This window comes from Paenibacillus sp. EKM211P (assembly GCF_011066175.1).
Classification (GTDB): Bacteria; Bacillota; Bacilli; order Paenibacillales; family Paenibacillaceae; genus Paenibacillus; species Paenibacillus polymyxa.
Genome location: NZ_JAAMNS010000001.1, coordinates 616,382 through 635,949, shown reverse-complemented (window position 1 = coordinate 635,949; position 19,568 = coordinate 616,382). Strand labels below are relative to the sequence as shown.

Here is a 19,568-nt window from a genome sequence, read left to right as displayed (position 1 = left end):
ACAAGCTGATACCTTCCCTACAGGTTAAAAATATAATAAAACCCATTTCATCCCTTTAACAGGATGCATCAAAAAACCAGCCTTACCAAGACTGGTTTTTTAGTAACTATTAAGCTCCTGCACCATGTCCAAAGACAATAATGTTATGGGAGAATGCTAAAAAGCTAAAAACCCCTAAAATCAGGATGTATTTAAGGTTTTTTACTCGCATTGACTAAAACCTCCTCCATGATACTTTCATATTCTGATTTTTGGTCTTTTGTCGCTTTGCCTCTAAATCTTTCAAACAATGCTGTACAAACCATAAACTTTTCTTTATTGCCGATTTCCAGACACTTCTTCAGGCTTTTTAACACATAATAAACACCTTTCTCATGAAAAAGGTTATTAAACATATATATAGCCAGTTGGTAACACAAATCAGCATAAGTATTGTAACTAAATGACTGCTTATAATAACTGGTACCAACAGATAATTCATTATTAAAGGACGCCAGTTCGTTAGAAAACTGCTGTAGAATATGTTCAATTAAAAAACCGTGCTTGTTAGCTGACTCTACTATCGTTAATAATCCCAATAAGATCTCGGGAGGGTTATTTTTCAGAAATTGAATATACATTGGTAAACTACTCGTATCACCCATAAGAATATTCAGGTTAAGTTGATTAGCATTTGCCCAAAGCGTGAACCTTTGCACTTCTTGCTGACCAATTTCCCCTAAATCTTCAAACCAACTTAAATCAGCATAGCCAGAAATATACTTCATAGCTTCTTCATATCTTTCTTGTTTTTCCAATGCAATTCCCTTCATCAAATAACCTTGGCCATAGTAGACAACTAAATGTCTTTCAGTTTTCAATGTGACATTCTTTTTATTAGTTTTTCTGCTTTTACACACAATAGTTGCGAGCGCTCTCAATTCATCTGCATAACGCTCTGCTTCTTTCCATTGATGCAAATTGTGATAAAGATTTAACAGTTTAAGCAGACCATCTAAATGATAATCTAAGGGTACCCGATTTCTAAAGGGCACGAATCTTAGCGCAGCTTCCACATCTATTTTCATAGTTTTACTAACAGAGATTGAAAAGATTCTATAATGACTAATTGCCAACCTTTCAGAATGTTGATACTTTTCATTTTCGATGACACATTCATAGAAAGGAATAGCTTCCTGTAGTTTTCCTTCTTCATAAAGTTCCTCTGCCAAAGCAAAGATTGTGGGGATGTGATTAAGATCTTCCATTAAGCGCGAGAGTACTTTCTCCACGCATCTCAGGTTTCCTATCTCAACACAACGAATCAGGAACGGCTTAACTCTTTTCCAATGAGGTCTTCCATCATAAAAACATTCATCCACATACAGGTCATACAACCAGCCCTCTGGATAATTAAGCGCTTTAGTGATCAAGTCCATTTGTCGTACGGAGATAGGCTTAGGCGGATTCCCATTAAGCATAGCACTAAATATGCCTCGGTTAAGCCCTGTAGCTTGTCCAAAACTATTAAAAGTATAGCCACCAAGTTTTAATTCTTTCTCAATTTCCGAACGGATCGTGGTTGCATTTTCCAATAAAAACACCCCCGGCGTATTCAGATGATTTTAAAAAATCACCCTCCTCGACAATCAATTACAATATACTAGAAATTATATGAATAAATTGGATAAGGGTCAACACCTTTTTCTACACCATTTCAATATATTATGGAATTTAATGTGTATAAAAATCCTCACAGAGAGGCTAAAGGTCAAATTTTTTTAGACAATTTAACACGATAAATGAACTGACAGGTTCTATACAAAAAAAAGAGCAGATGGGATATAAATCCCCTGCTCTTATCAGCAATGTTATTTAAATAAGTTTAAACTGGCGGCAGCTCCCCATCAGCGCAAAATAAAACGGTTGACTGCACATGTGCCGTACATCGAACGTTTATCTTAGTTGGCTGTCGGTTCAGTTCCCCAAACAAGTACGCCATTATGGTACAAGGTAGCTTTCACATGATCGGCATATGAGGTTTGCGTGCCTTTATACGAATAATCGTCATTTTCGTTGTAATTCGACCAGTCTGTTTTATGAATACGGGTTTGGATTTCGCCCGTGCTTCCTCCAGGTGCTAACACGCCTGCGTCCGAGTTGAAGCTGACTTCCAAATAATAATCGGCACTGGTTGCAGGCTTCTCCATTTTAACCAGTTTACCGTTCAGCTTCGAGCAGCTCAGCGTCGCATAGTCGCAGTTGAAAGTCTGCTCACGGTCACCGTCGATCGTGTAGTAGTAACGAAATTTCAACTCGTTGAGCGGTACGGGGGTTGTGCCTTGGTTTATAATTTGGAAATGCGGAATCAGGTGATTGTCGTTCACCTTGGTATCCGCTGTGCGATACTGGAGCAGCAGTCCTGTTGTTGGCTGCTGAGTATCCGCTTTTGGCGCTGCGCTAGCCGTGTTCGACAGCGTCTGTCCTGCATCGTTCTTCGCTACGACTTGGTAGTAGTACGTCGTGTCTGCCGTTACAGCTGTGTCGGTGTAGCTGCTGCCGTATACATCACTCACTACAGTGGCGAACGCGCCGTTTTCAGCCGTCGAACGCTTCACTTCATAGCTTTTTGCATTCGCCGATGCTGTCCAGCTTAGCGATACTTTCGCCGTTTCGCCCGCGGCGTTCAGCGTGAAGCTGCCCGGTACTGACGGCTGCTCGGTAATGCCATACGTTTTTAAGTTCGTTGGAAGCTCATCAAGCGTAATAACGTTCGGATGATTATACACTTTTTTCAGATGCTCAAGGCTGTTTTGTTTACCGTCTCTCAGGAAATCCCCATACCATGTAGCGAACCAGCTCCAATGGGCTTGATACGCCTTCATTAGATCAGGGTCTGGGATCGGTCCGTTTTCGCTCATGGCAACTAACTTTTTGTCCTTGCCCAATGTAACAAGGTCTTCGTATTTTGCAATTTGCGGGCTGTAATCACCTGCTTGCGGATAAGAGTCAAAGCTCAAAATATCCACATATTCGTTTCCAGGATACCAGTCCGGAGCAACAGAATTCCATACCCATATCAGATTGTTCAATTTGTGCACATTCGTCAATCGGTCGTGCATTAAAATATACAATTTTTTAACAGGCTCAGGACCTTTGGCGCCCCACCAGAACCATTTGCCTTCTGCTTCGTGCAAAGGACGGAACAGGACAGGAACTTTCGCATCCTGCAGCTTCTTCAATTGCGCTGCGATCACATCGATATCGCGAATAAGTAATTTATAATCCTCGGACTCTGGATGGCTCATCGCATATTCTATATCGAATGTGGTCGAATCGGCATAGAAGCCTCTCCACCATTCTTTTCCCTGCGTATCGATCAGACCTTTCGGCGCGTTCCAGTGCCATGCAAAGGTAACGATGCCCCCTTGCTTATCCCATGCAATCGCCTTTTCCGCCTCTGTAGAACTAAGACCATGCTCCGCTCTGCTTGGCGAATAGTCGATCAGATCAAGCGCTGCAATCGCCGGCTTTTTACCTACATTAGCTTGAAGCCAATCAATTTCATTTATTTCCTCTTGACCAGAGAGCATATTCTTCCCGTATTGATCAACCAGGTAGTTCATCAATGCTTTTGCTTCTACCGTCGCATTCGGATTAGTGAGCGTTTTGGTTACCGCATGGGGTGGGCGATCAGCAGCAGGCTCCAGCCTGACGTAGTCGATATCATACCAGCCCCAGCCTGTTTCAAAACCGATCGTATTCGCGCCTGCATTCAACAGAAGCTTGCCTCCGGAAGTTTCTTTGAAATCAGCCGTTTTCCCGAGCACCAGTTCTCCAAACGCTTTGCCGTTTAATGAGAAATTCGTGCGTTTGTCATCATGAGGAGAACGATAGCCGATTGTAAGATTGTACAGACCTGCCGTGGGAGCCTGGATCGTCATCGTTAGAGAATCCCCTGCATTGTGAAAATTCGTTACATAACCAGTACCGGAGTAGCCAGTTCCACTGGATTCTACAATGGTTCCCTTCAGCGTGCCGTCTTCAGCTTCATAGCGAACCGGATCGTTTACAGACACCTCCGGAACCGCTTTCAAAACATTAGATTCGCTCGTTCCCTTATTTGTCTTGGCGGTTACTTTGTAATAGTATGAAGAGCCGTTCGTTAGGTTAGTATCCGTATAAGACGTTTCGATTAAGCTGGCTGCTACAGTAGTAAAAGGACCGTTTTCATCCGTTGCCCGCTGTACACTGTAGCCCACAACTCCGTTGGAAGCGTCCCAGGACAAATGGACTTGCCCATCGCCTGCCTCTGCTTTCAGCTTAAAGCCCTCAGGATTTTCCACTGGTGGCACAGACGTATCTTTACCGGCAGTCAGCACGATATGATAAGCCGTCAAAGGCGGTACGGTATAAGTAAAACGGTTGCCTGAAATTTGCGTGATTGGCGCTGCTTCTTTAATTTGCGAGCTAGTTTTATCGAAGCCCCATACTTTACCGGAGCCGTAAGTCGTCTCGCCAGAAAGATCAAATTGGGCGTCGAATGCGCTGTCTATGCTTTTATTCATGACTACGAGGTGCAGTTCCTTGTCGGATGCATTCGATATGGAAGCATGCACTGAGCTGTTGACAATATCCGACGTTTGCGCACTAACACTGGTGTTACCAAAAGTAGAGCTTTTTCCGTCATAATTGCGGTAAAGCTTGTAAGCGGCACTAACGTAGTTGTTGGCACCATCCTGTAACTTCCAGTAGTTTGCCATATAGACATCATTTTTGCCTAAAATGCCGAGCACATCGGTCATCGCGATCCCGCCGGAAATATCATTTTCGCCGCCATAGCTATACTCGGTCATTGCCAGCTTGGTTCCTGGATAATATTTATCCACCGACTGCTTCAATCGAGGCAGTATAGGCAAAAATTCGCTGTTCCATTGGGCGATCCAGCTATCTTCCTTATAGGTCGGGTCCCACAAAGTACGAGGTGCCTGCATTCTGGCTTTCTTCGTTTCGTCATTGCCTACCTCATTCGTAATTCGTATGCCTCCGCCCATCGCTTCGGGATACCAGTGCACATCGAAGACATCCAGCAATCTCTTGCCTTCGGCTTGCGAACTGAGGCGCATTTGATCCAGGTAATAGTCCACAAACCAGCTATAGCTGCCTTTTACAGAGTCCCAATCAGGTGCGGTTTGCAGATCTTTATAAGCGCCAAAACCGTAAAGAACCGGCCCAAAAATTTCTGCACCCGCGTCAACCGCCTTCACAGCTTTGGATAAGCTTACTGACCGGTCTACCAACTCTTTCGCCCCAACCTTTTCGCCATGAATACGCGGATGTGTATGCGACCAGAGAGCGGGTTCATTGTCGAGTGCATATCCTTTCACACCCGTCTTTGTTGAAGCAGCGCCATACTTGTTCACTAAAAAATGGACGAACTCATCCGCATAGACCCGATTGTCATTCAGATCAGGCTGTAGCTGAAACGGTGCATTTTTGGCGTTTACGACCTGATTCCAACGAGCGGAAGGGGCTTTTTCGCTTTCCTGCACACTGCCGTTTCCATCCTTGGCCACGTAGCCGGCCATCGGCAACGTAACTAAAGAATAAGCGCCTAGCTTCAGCGATTGATCATGAAACGAAGTCGTCACCGCTCCCGGTTTTTCGCATTCTGCTCCTGTCAGGCCACCGTTATTACATAAAAAGTTATCGCTGGATTGCTGCCAGTCACTTCCTGCATTGGACATATTGTTTTCCCAGTTGTATCCGGTCATTCGATTGCCACCAAGTCGTCTGGCGGCCATATTTTCATCGCCTGCCAAATCCTGATTCGTACCGTATATATAAGGACTAATAAGCTTACGATCCTTGGATGTATCTACTTTAATGGTAATAGTTTTTGCCGTTTGACCGTGAACTACAGTTGGAGCTGGTAGAGCCCCTCCTACTATCATTGTGCATGCCATGACGACAGGCAGCCATTTGGAACGTTTGAACAAAAGATTACTACTATTTTTCGCCCTCATACCGCTTTCCTCCTTTACATTTGAAAAGAGCAGCACCCCATACGAGTGCCGCTCCATCAGGCTTTAAGGCTCCTGATTCCTAACGAGTTAATCGTTCCGGTACAGCGTCTCGAAGTTCCAGGTATTCGGTTGATTACACTCTCCTCTCCGTCCGAAATTCAGAATTGCTCGGATCTTCAAATGTTGTAATACAGCTTTGCTATACGTTCTACCGACCAAATCTTCATATCGAACCATTTATGGGACGTAATGTCCATATACATAGATTATTCCATATATCCATATAGCAGAACATTGACTAGAGTTAACTTATTAAATAACTTTATAGCCTGAGTATAGAAAAAAGCCCCTTAGCCAAGGGGCTTTTTTATCTCTACCGTACTTTATCCTTTTGAATAAGCTCATAGTAAATTCGTGCAGGCTCGGCATCTCCAGTAGATAAAATGTATTCTGCTAAAGGTGCACACAGCTTTTGGAGATAGAAGGAGTACAGCAGTTCAGCCGTGTCAAAATGAATGTTCAACACTCGTTTCATCAGTTCTTCAAATTTGTTATAATCCAGTTCTTCCGGGCTAATATCAAACGGGTATTCTGGAAAGGTTTGTTTTTGAATCTCAACAAATTGTTCCTTAAGTTTCGGTTGATTGCCTGATCGTGCAGCCGAAAAATTCATCATAAAAAAAGATACAAAATCTGTCTCACGGTCGCTTAACCCATAATACTCACACCAGCGCATGAACATCAGCGGTTTTACCATATATAAATCTCCTTTAACAAAAGTTCAGATTTATTATGAATCCTACAAAAATCTAACAGGTTCCAACTTATGTAATATATAGGTTAAGCCCCATTTTAAAATATGATTCCTTAAAACAATTTTGCTATTTAACATATCCATTCTCTTATATTTCCATAAAAGTAGGCAACAAAAAAGACCGTTTCAACATCTTAATGATGCTGACCTAGTCTTCTCATAATCATCCGCATATGGATATTCGTATTTATTCTAATCTCCTACATAGCTGAAGGGTCACAGGCTGCAAGTGAAGACATAGGCTGGCGGAACATTATAGTTTACCTTTTTAATCTGGATATCTGCAAAAAAAGTACGGAAGAAATTGTGCTTAACCTTGCTGTACTGGAACGTAATAAACTTGCCCTCCTGGCCTAGTACCTCGGCCGTTTGTCCCAAAATAAGGCTGGATAACGCAGCGGGTAAGCTGGTAAAAGGGAGCCCCGATACGATATAATCCACCTTCGAGACATGATACTGTTTCATATACCGCGCTACATGCTCGGCCGATCCATGAATAATGTGTACCCTTTCCAAGTGTCCGTATTTGCTTTGTAATGTTTTATAAAACGATTCATTAGCTTCAATCACTAACAGTAACGTTTCTGGACGCTTGTTCAAAATCAACTCCTGCGTAAACACACCGGTCCCTGCCCCATATTCAATAATGCATGAGGCTTTATCAAAGTAAATCGGTGTGGCAATTTGCTTGGCCAGCTGTCTTGAACTGGGTATAACAGCGCCTACGCTGCGTGGGTGCCTGATGTACTCTCGAATAAAGTGAATCGCGTTCATCTTTTCCTCTCCCTGCTTGACACACATGATAGGCATTCGGTTCATCAAAGGTTTCCATTACATATTCATTGTATACCGATGAGAATATTGATTTCAAGCAGGCTACTGTCGCCATATACAAAAGAGGATAGCCTTATTCGATTCTAATCAAATAATGACTACCCTCTTGTTGTAATATCTATTGGTCCATGGTGTCCAAATGCGTACTCTCTGCCTTGGATGCTTGTTCCGCTTTACGTCGTCGTGCGCCTATGTGCATGGCCACAATTCGGTAGATGGAGGCCGGTTGTATGGATACGGCCCAGCCTGCGTGTTCATCCGGTGCAAGAACAACCCCTAGCTGGTGATGATCGCCATCGTACATGCCTCGCTGTACAAACTTGCTCTCACCTTGCAGATTGCGTACCTCCAGCTTACAAAAAGCAGAGTTGATCCGCAAGGCCTGGTGCAGCTCGGCACGGCTGTTCACAACCATGCCATTCACACGATAAATGGCCTCGCCTGGTAGTATGCCCATGGCTATCGCCGGGCTATCTGGCAGCACAGCGAGAACACGCATCCCTTGCTCTGGATGTACAAACATCGGGCTAAGACGGCTTTCCTCTATATTTCCGTACCAAATCAGCGCTTCATGGGCCAGGAAGGAAAATAACGCTGACAGCAAGATTAGCGGACTCCACCAGGCCGCTAACAGGCTTAGCAGAAGCAAAGCCACACTGTACAGGAGCAATCGGTTCGAAGTGAGTACTGCCTTCTGTCGTGGTAGCTGGCCGAGCGTCACACTGCTAAAGCCCATCAGGACTGGCAGAGCTGCTAGCATATACCCCGTTCCGGCATCGCCGCCGAACAAAGGTGTCCAGGGAAGCATGAATCCTCCCTGAGCAGGTACCAGCAACAGCAACGGAATGGGCCAGAGATCTTCCATACGATAGCCACCGACCAATCTCCCCCGTTTGCCCTCAACAAACAGTGGCATAGCTGCCTTTCCTCCTTGCCAGCGAACCAACAGCGCTTCAGCCACATGCAGCACAGCAACGAGCACTAAGAGTGCTGGAATATCCAATCCGCGGATAGCTGCTACCGATGTCCCGAGCGCTCCCCCAGGCTGCCAGCCACTGGCTACGTTTAGAAAAAATTGAACTACACCTAGCAGACCTACCGAATAAGCAAGACACAGGTAGCGGACGCGTACCAGCATGAGCAATAATGTGGCTATCCACAGGCACACGATGGAAGTCGGGTTCAGATGCACGCTGACGAACATTCCTAGAGCGGATAGTGCCATCCCGGCAAGCAAGCCGCTCCATACGACACGCCAGGTCTCTGCAGCCCAGCTATGAATTCTAGTATGAAATAGCTTGCGCTCTAGTAGCATTTGCCGACGATAGCCAAGCGCGACAATGAGTATCGAGATATAATAAAACGGCTGCAAAAGCAGATACAAGCAAGCATTCAAGACGCTCCATCCCCATTGTAATGCCCATTCCAAGTCCATTCACACTCCTTATGCCCCTGGCCCGCTATATAGCGGATCACGTACATTTCATATCCATTTATTCTATATGAAATTGCCAACGTAGGGAAGACAAACCGACAGACTGCAAATAAATCCCAATAACAAAGGAGGCTGTTTCCAGCCCCCTTGTTGTAGCCTCACTATTATTTCGCTGCGCTTGTCTTCATTTCCTTCCGAATCTCTTCAATCCCCTGCTTGAGTTGATTATCATTTTTCGGATCGCGAATTTTTTCAATCAGCTTGGCTTCCATTGCTGCTGCTGTCTTGGCATCAATGATGCCGTTAGTCGTCAGCTTCGCCTCTTTTTGGAAAGCCATAACAGAACTTTCAGTCACTTTGTCAAAATAGCCGTCCTCACGACCTGGTTTGTAGCCCAAGCCTTGCAGAATGATTTGTGCATTTTTTACATCACTGCTATTCATATTGTATTTCAAGGATTTTTCCTTGCTCAGCGGCGCTGCCGTGAAGTATTCAGGCTGATCCACCGCGATATCCGGCTTAATCCCTTTTTTATGAATCCATGTTCCGTTTGGCGTTAGCCACTTGGCAATCGTGATTTTGAGCAGGCTACCGTCACCCATTTGCTTGTCATAGCTGGTTTGTACAGTACCTTTACCAAAGGAGTTTTCCCCGATCAACACTGCGCCAGCGGATTGCTGGAGAGCACCTGCCAGAATTTCGGACGCACTTGCGCTACCTTTGTTCATGAGCAAAGTCACCGGATAATTTTTGCGCGAACCTTTGGATTTTTCTTCCTCACGTTTCTGATTTTTATCTTCAACTTGTACAATCGTTTTGCCGGAAGGTACAAATTGCTCTGCAATATTAATAACGACAGAAAGCACTCCACCCGGGTTATTACGCACGTCAATGACGAGTCCTTTAAGCCCTTGTTTTTCCAGCTTGACTAACTCTTCCTTGAAGCGTTCTGCCGTATTTAAGGAGAACTGGGTGATCGTAATGACACCTACACCGTCGCCTTCCATATGAGCCGTTACAGTTTCCATATCAATGTTGTCACGGGTAATCGTGTATTCAAGTGGATCCGGAGAACCGTTACGCTGTATTTTAACTTTTGCCTGACTGCCTTTAGGTCCACGAATTTTGGAAACAGCCTTGTTCAGATCCAGTCCGTCCAGTGTTTCACCGTTAACAGACAATATAATATCCTTAGCGCGTAGTCCCGCCTTCTCAGCCGGAGAGCCTTTAATTGGTGTGACTACGACTACTTTCCCGTTTTCAGCCGCTACTTCGGCTCCAATCCCAGTAAAAGAACCTTCTATGGATTGCTCGAACTGCTGTGCAGTTTCTTTACCCATATAAGAGGAATACGGGTCCCCAAGCGACTCCATCATCCCATTAATGGCGCCATCCACCAGCTTGGTTCGATCCACATCCTGATAGTATTGTCCCTGAATTAAGTCCATCGCTGTCTCAATTTTGCGAATATCACTTCTGGAGGAGGAACTACTTCCTGTCACACTCGCCAGCAGTCCTTCGCCCAGAGCGCTGTTCCCAACTGTGGTTGTTCCAGTATAAGCAAAAGTGAGCAGACTGCCGCCAAGCAGCCCGATCACCATCAAGAGTACCGCTGTACTTTTTTTCAACATCTAATCGTCCACCGCCTTCTCTTTATCTTGTATCCTATTTCCTCACAACGCATCCATTCACGAAGTATACGTCTAGCTTGTACGGAATATGTTAATTGTATCCTACTCTGTGTTTCAATGCACATGTTCTTCATTGGATATGAACCATTAAAGCAAAACCCTATCTACAACCGGATTGGTTACAAATAGGGCTTACCTTATCTATTATAAATAGTTCATCGGATTTACAGGTTTGTTATTCTCGCGCACTTCAAAATGACAGTGAGGTCCTGTGGAATTCCCCGTCGAACCCACTTCCGCAATTTTTTGACCGCGTTTCACCGTTTGCCCCGTATGAACCACCGTACCACCGTTGCGAATATGTCCGTATAGAGTCCATAGTCCGTCTCCGTGATCAATGACAACCGTGTTGCCATACCCGCTCCACCATTCAGCAACAATGACAACACCGTCTTCGGCTGCATGAATATCGGTTCCCTGCGGAGCCGCCAGATCAATACCTGTGTGGCCTTTAAGCTTGCCGGTTATCGGATGTACCCGCATGCCAAAAGTAGATGAGAGTCGGTAATGGGCTACAGGCGTAGCCAAAGTACCTGATCCGCCTGTATACGTACTGGCTGCCGTATGACTGGAATTCGAGGCGGCGCCTGAGGATGAAGATGCATATCGCTTAGCTGCAGCTGCACGTGCAGCCGCTCTAGCGCGTGCTGCTTTGGCAGCCTGCTCCGCTCTGAGCTTGTTCTTCTCCTGCACAAGAGCCACACGTTTGTTCGCGAGGGCTACCAGCATATCGTTTTGCTCTTCACTGATTTCATCGGATTCAGCAATATCATGATCGTAGTTGGCAATCAGTCTTTGCTTCTCTTTTTCCTTCGAATTCAATTGAGCTTTGGCGTCCTGCTTGAGTGCATACAACTTCTTGGCATTTTTATATTCCGTGTCGAGCTGCTGCTTCTTGCTAACGACCAGAGCCTTGTCCTTTTTATGCTCGTCCAACAGAATTTGGTCCTGCTCCACGATCGTTTTCAGAGAATCCACCCGGCTGAGAAAATCACTAAAGCTGGTTGAGGACATAAGCACGTCCATATAGGATACCGTTCCATCCGTATACATGAGACGCACACGAGTTTCCAGCATTTTTTCCCGCGAATTGATGCGATCAATCGCTTCGGCTAAATCTTTTTTAGTCGCACGCAGATTATCTTCCGTTTGATCGATCTGAACCGCTACACGAGTCAGTTGATCACTGACGCTGTTAATTTGAGCAAGTACCGTTTTCAGGTTTTGCACGGTTTTATTTTTATAATGCTGAGCATACTGTTTATCTTGAGCAGCCTTTTGCTGCTGTTGCTTCGCAGATTTGGCTTGCTTTTCTAATTGGTTCAGTTGCGAATTGATTTCACTTACGCTTTTGGCATATCCGTCAGAAGGCTGGATTAGCAATGCAGCTACCAACGTAGCAGCCAACACAGATCCTATTTTTTTCAACTTGCACTCCCCATCCTTTATCGCAAAATAACACCGGGCTTCCCCGTTCTATTAAATCGACCACGACGTTCCACCAAATGCTTCTTAGACTTTCAAGAACTTGCGCATGGACAGGGTACTGCCAATAATTCCGACCAGCATCCCCAAAATAACCAGCAGTGCACTCAGCTGAATCCAAATGCCTTCAAGCGGCATAAGCTTCAACATATTGAGAGCGATATCTCCTTGAACGGCTGTCAGCAAACGCTGATAGCCTGTAAATAAAATTCCTACAGTAATAAGAGAACCAATAAGACCAATAAGCGCGCCTTCGATAAAAAACGGCCATCGTATGAAAAAGTTGGTCGCACCGACCAGCTTCATAATGCTGATTTCTCTGCGTCGTGCCAATATCGTTACTCGAATGGTATTCGAGATTAAGAACATAGACATGATCGCCAGTCCGGCGACAAATATAAAACCAACATTGCGGATCAGCTTGGTAATGGTAAAGAGCGTCTCTACAGTGCCTTTTCCGTAACGAACCTTTAAGATCGGTTTTTCAGGATGCAATGTATTCAGCTTCTCAATTTTCTCAGCCACAAATGGAACCGTCGTTGGTTCAATAACCTCTACCACGATTTTGTCCGGCAGTGGATTGCTGTCCTTGTCAAAGCCCTCTAGCAGATCCTTGCCACTGTCTCCCAAATCTTTGCGCAGCTCCTCCAAACCTTGAGCTTTCGTCACAAAGGTCGTTTTGCTGATTTCCGGCATTGCCGCGATTTCTTTTTGCAGCGTTTCACGCATGCTCTGATCGACATTGAGCTCCAGAAACACGTTAACTTCCACCTGACTATCTGCTTGATCAGCCAAGGAGTTGACGTTAAGCACCAGCATGATAAAAACGCCCAATATGAGCAGTGACACAATAATTGAGGTGACGGATGCTACGGACATCCAGCCATTGCGGAATATGTTTTTGAAACCTTCCCGCATATGACGCAAGAAGGTATTAAAAGTCATATCCGTACTCCCCTCTTACCTGGTCTCTTACGATATTGCCATTTTCGATCGCAATGACGCGTTTACGCATGGAGTTCACGATGTCCTTATTGTGTGTCGCCATCACAATGGTCGTGCCCCGAAAATTAATTTCATCCAGCAGTTGCATGATCTCCCACGATGTTTCGGGGTCCAGATTCCCCGTTGGTTCATCAGCAATGATGACCGAGGGATTGTTCACGATGGCCCGTGCAATCGCTACACGCTGTTGCTCCCCACCAGAAAGCTGGGCAGGCTCACGATTCATTTTTTCTTTCAAGCCAACCAATTCGAGCACTTCTGGAACCCGCTTGCGGATCAGCTTCTTGGGAGCCTCTATAACTTCCATAGCAAATGCCACATTCTCATAGGCTGTCAAACGCGGCAAAAGCCGGAAATCCTGAAAAATGACTCCGATGTTACGACGAACGTAGGGAATTTTGCGCTGCTTGAGCTTCCCGATATTAAAACCATTGACTGAAATTTGTCCCTTGGTCGGTACTTCTTCTCTATAAATAAGCTTCATAAAAGTCGATTTACCCGCTCCAGACGGGCCGACTACGTATACGAATTCATTACGGTCAATTCTGACCGATACTCCTTGAAGTGCGTGGGTCCCGTTCGTATAGGTCTTCCACACATCCTGCATTTCAATCACTCGATCACTTCCCGCTGCTTAATCATATTACGTATAACCTAGTATCCATTCGACATATTCCATGCATTTCCTTTAAAAACTTCTGTATTTCATCATACCGTTTATCATTGTAACAAATTTGTTACCTAAATAGTACCGAAAGTTTTCTGCTTTTGGCACATATATATGAATATTGTGGCACACGAAACGCTATCAAGCTTATCAGACAGGAGACATCTGCATTATGAAAAAAATTCATTTATCTGTCATTTGGATATGGTCTGGTGTTCTGGCGCTGGCCGTGCTGTGGGGTGGACTTCATCTGTACGCCGACAGACAAACGCTACCACAGGGAGTGCGAGTCGGAGGAGTCAACGTAGGCGGTATGTATAAAACGGATGCTCTTCGGCTGGTGGAGAAAAAACTGGATGCATTGAAGCAACGTCCTCTGCTCCTCACGGACAGTGACAGCAGTGCACAGGATATAAAGCTAACACTCGCGGAAGCAGGGATTAGTTATAAAGCGGACGCATTCCGAAATGCGGTGAAGGCACTAAGCGCGAAGCATCTATGGACTCGCGTACAGACACGTTTTAGCTTTGAGAAGGAGTGGTCTATCACACCTTTCCAGCAAGAGAAGATCTTGAAATCCAAATTTGGAGCTGATTGGGAGGAGCAACGATACGGCATGCCTGTCAATGCGGTGCGTCAGATCGATGCAAACGATCAGGTTCGTTATATTCCGGAGCGCTCTGCCCGGCGCCTGGATTGGCCCAAACTGGACGTCGTAATGAACCAGGCACTCCCCAAGGATTTTACGGCTTCTGAGGAGCCGATCCGGGTGGAATTACCGTTCTACCAGCTGGAGCCGAAAATTACAGTCGACAGTCTGCGCAGCGAAGGTATAGAGCGAAAAATCGCCCAGTTTTCCACCAGTCTCGGCAGCAGTTCGGAAGGACGTGTGTATAACGTTAATTCGGCGGCAAGCACCGTCGATGGTTTAATTCTCAAACCGGGTGACATATTCGACTACGGCCAGGTGATTGCCAAGGCTGAACGCACTCATGGCTTTCGTGAGGCTCCCGTGATCGTAAATGGACGGCTGGAGTCCGGCATTGGCGGTGGGATTTGTCAGGTATCCAGCACGGTGTATAATGCAGCGCTGCGAGTCGGCTTGGACATTGTCGAACGCCGCAACCATTCCTTGCCAGTCAGCTACTTACCCAAAGGTCAGGATGCGACTTTTGCTACAGGGTCTATTAATTTTCGTTTTAGAAATAATACCGGCAAACATTTACTCCTTCGCGCTGTGGTCCAAAATCGAACGCTTACTGTTAAAATTTTTGGTACATTCCCATCCAATATTTCGTATGAACTTGAATCTCACACCGTTCGCGTACTGCCTATACCGGTAAAAAGAATACGTAATGACTCCCTATCTCCCGGCTTCTATCAAGTCATTCGACAGGGCAAAGAAGGGTATGTGGTAGAAACATTTCGAATAAAAAAGGTAGATGGAAAACCCGTCGAGCGCACCCGAATCAGCCGCGATACGTACCGAGCGCAGCAGCGCATTATAGCTAGTTATGGCGGTAGCACATCGTCTGAGCCACAAACACGCGAACTGGAGAAACCTATTGTGGAAGATGGCATAAGCGAATAAACGAAAAAATCCCCCTTCACTACTGGCTGGATTGGTTCCAGACAGAGTGAAAGGGGTTTTTTTTATTTCTAAATTACTCGCTGCGTTTACTTAAAACCGAGATTTCTACAGGCTCACTTTCATGGCCGTCTGTATCTTTAGCTTTGATCACCAGTCTAACTGTCGCTTTTTGAGTAAGCACACTGATGCTAAATGTGCCGTCATCTTTGGCTACTGTACTGCCGATAGGCAGATCGTTGGAATAGGCAGTTACTGTGGAACCAGCTTTTGCTGTTCCTGTAATTGTACCTTCACCATCGTACACATCGTTGACTTTCAGTGCATTCGAAGTAGCATCCGCGTCAGTAGCTGTGTCTGTAGTGTTGTCTGTAGTGTTGTCTGTAGTCGTATCGGTATTTGTAGTTGTCTCTGTTGTTGTAGAGTTGTCTGTAGTAGTCGCAGTCGTGCTATCTGTGCTAGTACTTGTGCTGCTATCTTCTGTTTCAGTTCCAGAAGTAGTCGACGTATTACCGTAAGTGGAATCTGTCACGTTACCGTACGTGGAATTCGTTACCGTTCCACCAGGAGTCGTCGTCAGATTATCGACAGAGCTCAGGTTGTAACCGGATGCAGCATCCAGAATAGCAACCGCCTCTGCACGAGTCAACGGCTTCAGCGGCTGGAATTTACCATCCGGATATCCGTTGATGATTTTTTGCTCCGCAGCTGCCGCTACACTTTTCTTCGCCCAAGATCCGATTTTGTCGGAGTCAATGAATTTAGTAACATCTGCTGCGTTACCCGCAGTCAGTCCAATAGCTTTGCCAATGATCGCAGCTGCTTCCTGACGAGTTACCTTACCATTTGGTTTGAGCTTGTTATCTGCATAGCCGCTTATGTAGCCTGCATTTACGGCACTTGTCAGTTCGTTGTATGCCCAGTGGGATGCCGGAACATCTGTGAACGTTCTGCTTCCATTACCGTTTACCTTCACACCGCCTGCATACGTTACGTCTGTCACTGCTGGAAGTTCCTGTGTGAACGTTCCCAAGCTGCGGTTCAGAAGAACGATAAATTCTGCGCGTGTGATCGCCGCATCCGGTTTTACCGCTCCATTCAATTGCCCTGTAGCTGACCAGCGTTGCACCTGATCTCCTGCCCAATGGCCACTTGTAGTTTGAGGAGCAGCTGCCGCTGCGCTGAATGCGCTAAGAATAAGACCTGTGCTCAGTACACCTGTAATTGTGTTCCTTAACTTTTTCCCCATGCTATAAATTCCTCCCTCAGATTGGATTCATCAATCTTTTTTAAACACTTTACCAGAAATCAAACCCAAATAACCCCTAAATTAAAAAAATCGTCCCATATAACCATACCCCCTCCTAATGTAGGATAAAAAAGAAACAGGACTTAATACCTAGCCATCCACTTGGATATGTATATTTGGACAGGTCACTGTATACTGGATGAATAATCAGTTGTATGCTGGAACAGGTCAATGAGGTCACATCCCCCTAGGAAAAGAGGTTTTCTTATGGCTCTTATTCAATGTCAGTTTTATTCGGAAGTTCTTGGTCTAAGCACATCCATGAATGTTATTCTTCCGCAGGCAACCCGATCACAGATTGGAATGGAAGGCAAGCAAGGAATAGGACCACATCCGACACTGTATTTACTGCATGGCCTGTCAGACGATGATTCAACCTGGCTGCGTCGAACCTCCATTGAACGCTACGTCGCCTCCATGGGCCTAGCGGTCGTCATGCCTCAGGTACATCGGAGTTTCTATACGAATATGGAGCAAGGAGCAGCTTATTGGACTTTTATCAGTGAAGAATTGCCAGCTTTGGCACGTTCATTTTTTCCTCTGTCCGACAAGCGTGAAGACAATTTTGTAGCCGGGCTTTCTATGGGTGGTTACGGCGCCTTCAAACTGGCACTTCAGCATCCAGAGCGCTTTGCAGCCGCTGCCAGTCTTTCGGGGGTTATGGATTTACACGCATCACGCACCGATCCTAAGCAAAATGCTATGAGTCCAGCGGAATGGCTTAACATTTTCGGGCCAGATGAAATACGCGGAACAGATCACGACTTGCTGGAGCTGCTACAACGTCATGCCACCGCGGGGACCTCACTCCCCCAACTCTATCAATGTTGCGGTACGGAGGATTTCTTATATAAGGGGAATCAGACTTTTCGTGCAACATGCACCTCTCTTGGAGTTCCGCTGACCTACGAAGAAGGTCCTGGAGCTCATGAATGGGGATATTGGGACGCTAAAATCCAGGACGTACTGGCGTGGCTACCGCTTAAAGGACACTAAAACAGGCAAAAAAATCCCCGGAGCCTTCCTCCTCGCACCATACGAAGGGAATAGGCTCCGGGGATTGTTGTTATGCCCATCAGGGATTTGTCTTTGTCTCCGTCGTTGGAGATCCATTAGTTAGTGCCTTAGGCAGTACTTTATACAAGCGCCACTCGCCGTTAAACTCACGTTCAAGCTGAACCCATGGGGCACCATGCTCATATAAATTCGGATATACCATATTAATCTTACTCAGCGGCATGCCTGACATAATCTTAGGTACAAGGATATAGTCCACATGATTCTCCTGCGGATAACTTAATGCTTTATTGAACGCATAATCACTGGTGATCAGAAAACGTTTGGAATATTGGCTGTAGACGATCATTGTGTAGGCTGAAGCTGAATCAGTCATAATGGTAGACTTCGGCAGATGCTCATCCAGCCAAACGGCAATCTTGCGATCTGATTCCTGTCTCACATAGTTCACATTCCCTGTGCGTGTGAGAAAGCTATTCTCATCCGGTGCAATATCCGGGCGAGTCAACGCATAGGAGAGTAATCCAGCGGTAAGTAGCAGACTGACGGACACTAGACCAAAGGCCGCCCTCCGCCATCGTCCCTGAAGCTGACTCAACTCATAAGGCAACCAGGCTACGGTAATTGGGAATACATACATAAAGTAACGAAACCACCCGTACGAGGATTGTCTCATCATAAGTAAAAATTGCAAGCCCGGCACAGACAGGAACAATAACAAAATAATCAGGGTTCCCCACCGGAATAAGCGTCCACTCAACAGACGGATGAACAGAATAGCAAACAATGGTACAGAGTACCAGATGGTTTTGGAAGCAATAAACTTCAAGGCTACCAGTGGATTGGAGAAAATCTCTACAAATTTATCATCATTCAGCAACTCTGCCGATTGGGCCGTGTTTGAATACTCTGAATTCAGGAAATAAAAGGCATTCCCCATAATGAGATAGTTAAAGAAAATCCACAACAGCCCGGAAAAGACCACAGGAAGCAAAAGAAGTAACCAGGTTGCCTCGACTTTATGCAGCTTTTCCCGCAGGGCCAGCTCGCGTCTACCCAAGTTGCGATGAAGAAATAAGATCGCCAAGACTACGCCAACAGCCATTGCCACGCCTAGAGGCACCGCTTCATAACGAGTCCAGAACGCCATGGCAAGCGCTAATCCAGAAACAATCAGACTTGCCGTCATGCGGTCCTTGAGCCACAGCGCAAATTCAATCACTGTCATCATAATAAAATATATGTATAACGAATCGCTCAGACCGTTGGCACCAAACAGTAAAATAAACGGATTCAGTGCATACAACAAAGCCAACAGCAAGCTCATCCTAGAGCTAAGCCCTGTTCTGACACCTGCCCGATATAGCAACATTGCGGTCAAAGCAGAAAAGGTAGCACTCAGAATAACAGCAGCCAATCCATAGGAGGCTAATGCCGGAAAGATTGGATACAGCAATAGAATTACCATTTCCAGAAGACTGGGTAGTGGATTCCAGATAAATCCGATGGCGCCCAAATGCGGGTCACGGCTGTACAGCACATAAAATGCGTTAGCTACGCGACTGAGCGCATCTGTGTGCATATATCCCAGAACATAGCTAAAATAGATGCCCGCAGACAGCTCCAATGCAAGTATAAACACAAACAGACCTATAGCCATCCATCTGCTTGCAGACATTTTTCGAAAGGACATTCCTCTCGTTCCCCCTCAAACTTCT

Annotated in this window: 13 protein-coding genes; 2 read left to right on the top strand and 11 right to left on the bottom strand. The window is 45.7% G+C overall.

The features are described 5' to 3' along the window. Positions 1–191: 191 nt before the first annotated feature. The 9 genes from G9G57_RS02845 to ftsE all read right to left on the bottom strand — a co-directional run bounded on the left by G9G57_RS02845 (position 192) and on the right by ftsE (position 13,885). Positions 192–1,574, bottom strand: coding sequence for a hypothetical protein (locus G9G57_RS02845; protein ID WP_040102755.1), 1,383 nt, complete (start codon positions 1,572–1,574; stop codon positions 192–194). Between the two features lie 366 nt (positions 1,575–1,940). Continuing rightward, positions 1,941–6,005 carry a glycosyl hydrolase gene (locus G9G57_RS02840; RefSeq protein ID WP_164964449.1) on the bottom strand — a complete coding sequence of 1,355 codons (4,065 nt, stop codon included), beginning with the start codon at positions 6,003–6,005 and terminating at the stop codon, positions 1,941–1,943. A gap of 373 nt (positions 6,006–6,378) precedes the next feature. After that, entirely contained in the window at positions 6,379–6,762 is a 384-nt protein-coding gene (locus G9G57_RS02835) for a hypothetical protein (RefSeq protein ID WP_016324783.1), read from the bottom strand. A gap of 273 nt (positions 6,763–7,035) precedes the next feature. Beyond that, positions 7,036–7,593 (bottom strand): class I SAM-dependent methyltransferase, encoded by a 558-nt coding sequence (locus tag G9G57_RS02830; RefSeq protein WP_016324784.1) that lies wholly within the window; start codon positions 7,591–7,593, stop codon positions 7,036–7,038. Positions 7,594–7,771: 178 nt separating this feature from the next. Then, positions 7,772–9,088 (bottom strand): PDZ domain-containing protein, encoded by a 1,317-nt coding sequence (locus G9G57_RS02825; protein WP_164964448.1) that lies wholly within the window; start codon positions 9,086–9,088, stop codon positions 7,772–7,774. Between the two features lie 164 nt (positions 9,089–9,252). Continuing rightward, complete coding sequence (locus tag G9G57_RS02820; RefSeq protein ID WP_164964447.1) at positions 9,253–10,719, bottom strand: S41 family peptidase; 1,467 nt, start codon at positions 10,717–10,719, stop codon at positions 9,253–9,255. 204 nt (positions 10,720–10,923) lie between these two features. After that, positions 10,924–12,207 (bottom strand): murein hydrolase activator EnvC family protein, encoded by a 1,284-nt coding sequence (locus G9G57_RS02815; protein WP_164964446.1) that lies wholly within the window; start codon positions 12,205–12,207, stop codon positions 10,924–10,926. 84 nt (positions 12,208–12,291) lie between these two features. Next, the gene (gene ftsX / locus G9G57_RS02810; protein WP_016822951.1) at positions 12,292–13,209 is read right to left on the bottom strand and encodes a permease-like cell division protein FtsX; all 918 of its coding nucleotides are present in this window, start codon (positions 13,207–13,209) and stop codon (positions 12,292–12,294) included. Beyond that, positions 13,199–13,885, bottom strand: coding sequence for a cell division ATP-binding protein FtsE (ftsE, locus tag G9G57_RS02805; protein ID WP_007432660.1), 687 nt, complete (start codon positions 13,883–13,885; stop codon positions 13,199–13,201). Before ftsE ends, ftsX begins: the two co-directional genes overlap by 11 nt. 223 nt (positions 13,886–14,108) lie before the next feature. Here ftsE and G9G57_RS02800 point away from each other — a divergent pair, with 223 nt between their 5' ends. Next, a complete protein-coding gene (locus tag G9G57_RS02800) occupies positions 14,109–15,527 on the top strand; it encodes a VanW family protein (protein ID WP_164964445.1) in 1,419 nt (472 codons plus the stop codon). Positions 15,528–15,600: 73 nt separating this feature from the next. Here G9G57_RS02800 and G9G57_RS02795 read toward each other — a convergent pair whose 3' ends face one another. Continuing rightward, a complete protein-coding gene (locus G9G57_RS02795; RefSeq protein ID WP_137079359.1) occupies positions 15,601–16,773 on the bottom strand; it encodes an S-layer homology domain-containing protein in 1,173 nt (390 codons plus the stop codon). Positions 16,774–17,040: 267 nt separating this feature from the next. Here G9G57_RS02795 and G9G57_RS02790 point away from each other — a divergent pair, with 267 nt between their 5' ends. After that, positions 17,041–17,829: an alpha/beta hydrolase gene (locus G9G57_RS02790; protein ID WP_137079360.1), complete on the top strand. Its 789-nt coding sequence runs from the start codon at positions 17,041–17,043 to the stop codon at positions 17,827–17,829. 79 nt (positions 17,830–17,908) lie between these two features. Here G9G57_RS02790 and G9G57_RS02785 read toward each other — a convergent pair whose 3' ends face one another. Beyond that, positions 17,909–19,543 (bottom strand): glycosyltransferase family 39 protein, encoded by a 1,635-nt coding sequence (locus G9G57_RS02785; RefSeq protein WP_164964444.1) that lies wholly within the window; start codon positions 19,541–19,543, stop codon positions 17,909–17,911. Positions 19,544–19,568: the final 25 nt, after the last annotated feature.

Coding starts and splice junctions, on each gene's coding strand:
- ftsX (WP_016822951.1), bottom strand. CDS start 13,209: ATGACTTTTAATACCTTCTTGCGTCATATGCGGGAAGGTTTCAAAAAC.
- G9G57_RS02835 (WP_016324783.1), bottom strand. CDS start 6,762: ATGGTAAAACCGCTGATGTTCATGCGCTGGTGTGAGTATTATGGGTTA.
- G9G57_RS02795 (WP_137079359.1), bottom strand. CDS start 16,773: ATGGGGAAAAAGTTAAGGAACACAATTACAGGTGTACTGAGCACAGGT.
- G9G57_RS02820 (WP_164964447.1), bottom strand. CDS start 10,719: ATGTTGAAAAAAAGTACAGCGGTACTCTTGATGGTGATCGGGCTGCTT.
- G9G57_RS02830 (WP_016324784.1), bottom strand. CDS start 7,593: ATGAACGCGATTCACTTTATTCGAGAGTACATCAGGCACCCACGCAGC.
- G9G57_RS02825 (WP_164964448.1), bottom strand. CDS start 9,088: ATGGACTTGGAATGGGCATTACAATGGGGATGGAGCGTCTTGAATGCT.
- G9G57_RS02790 (WP_137079360.1), top strand. CDS start 17,041: ATGGCTCTTATTCAATGTCAGTTTTATTCGGAAGTTCTTGGTCTAAGC.
- G9G57_RS02840 (WP_164964449.1), bottom strand. CDS start 6,005: ATGAGGGCGAAAAATAGTAGTAATCTTTTGTTCAAACGTTCCAAATGG.
- G9G57_RS02800 (WP_164964445.1), top strand. CDS start 14,109: ATGAAAAAAATTCATTTATCTGTCATTTGGATATGGTCTGGTGTTCTG.
- G9G57_RS02785 (WP_164964444.1), bottom strand. CDS start 19,543: ATGTCCTTTCGAAAAATGTCTGCAAGCAGATGGATGGCTATAGGTCTG.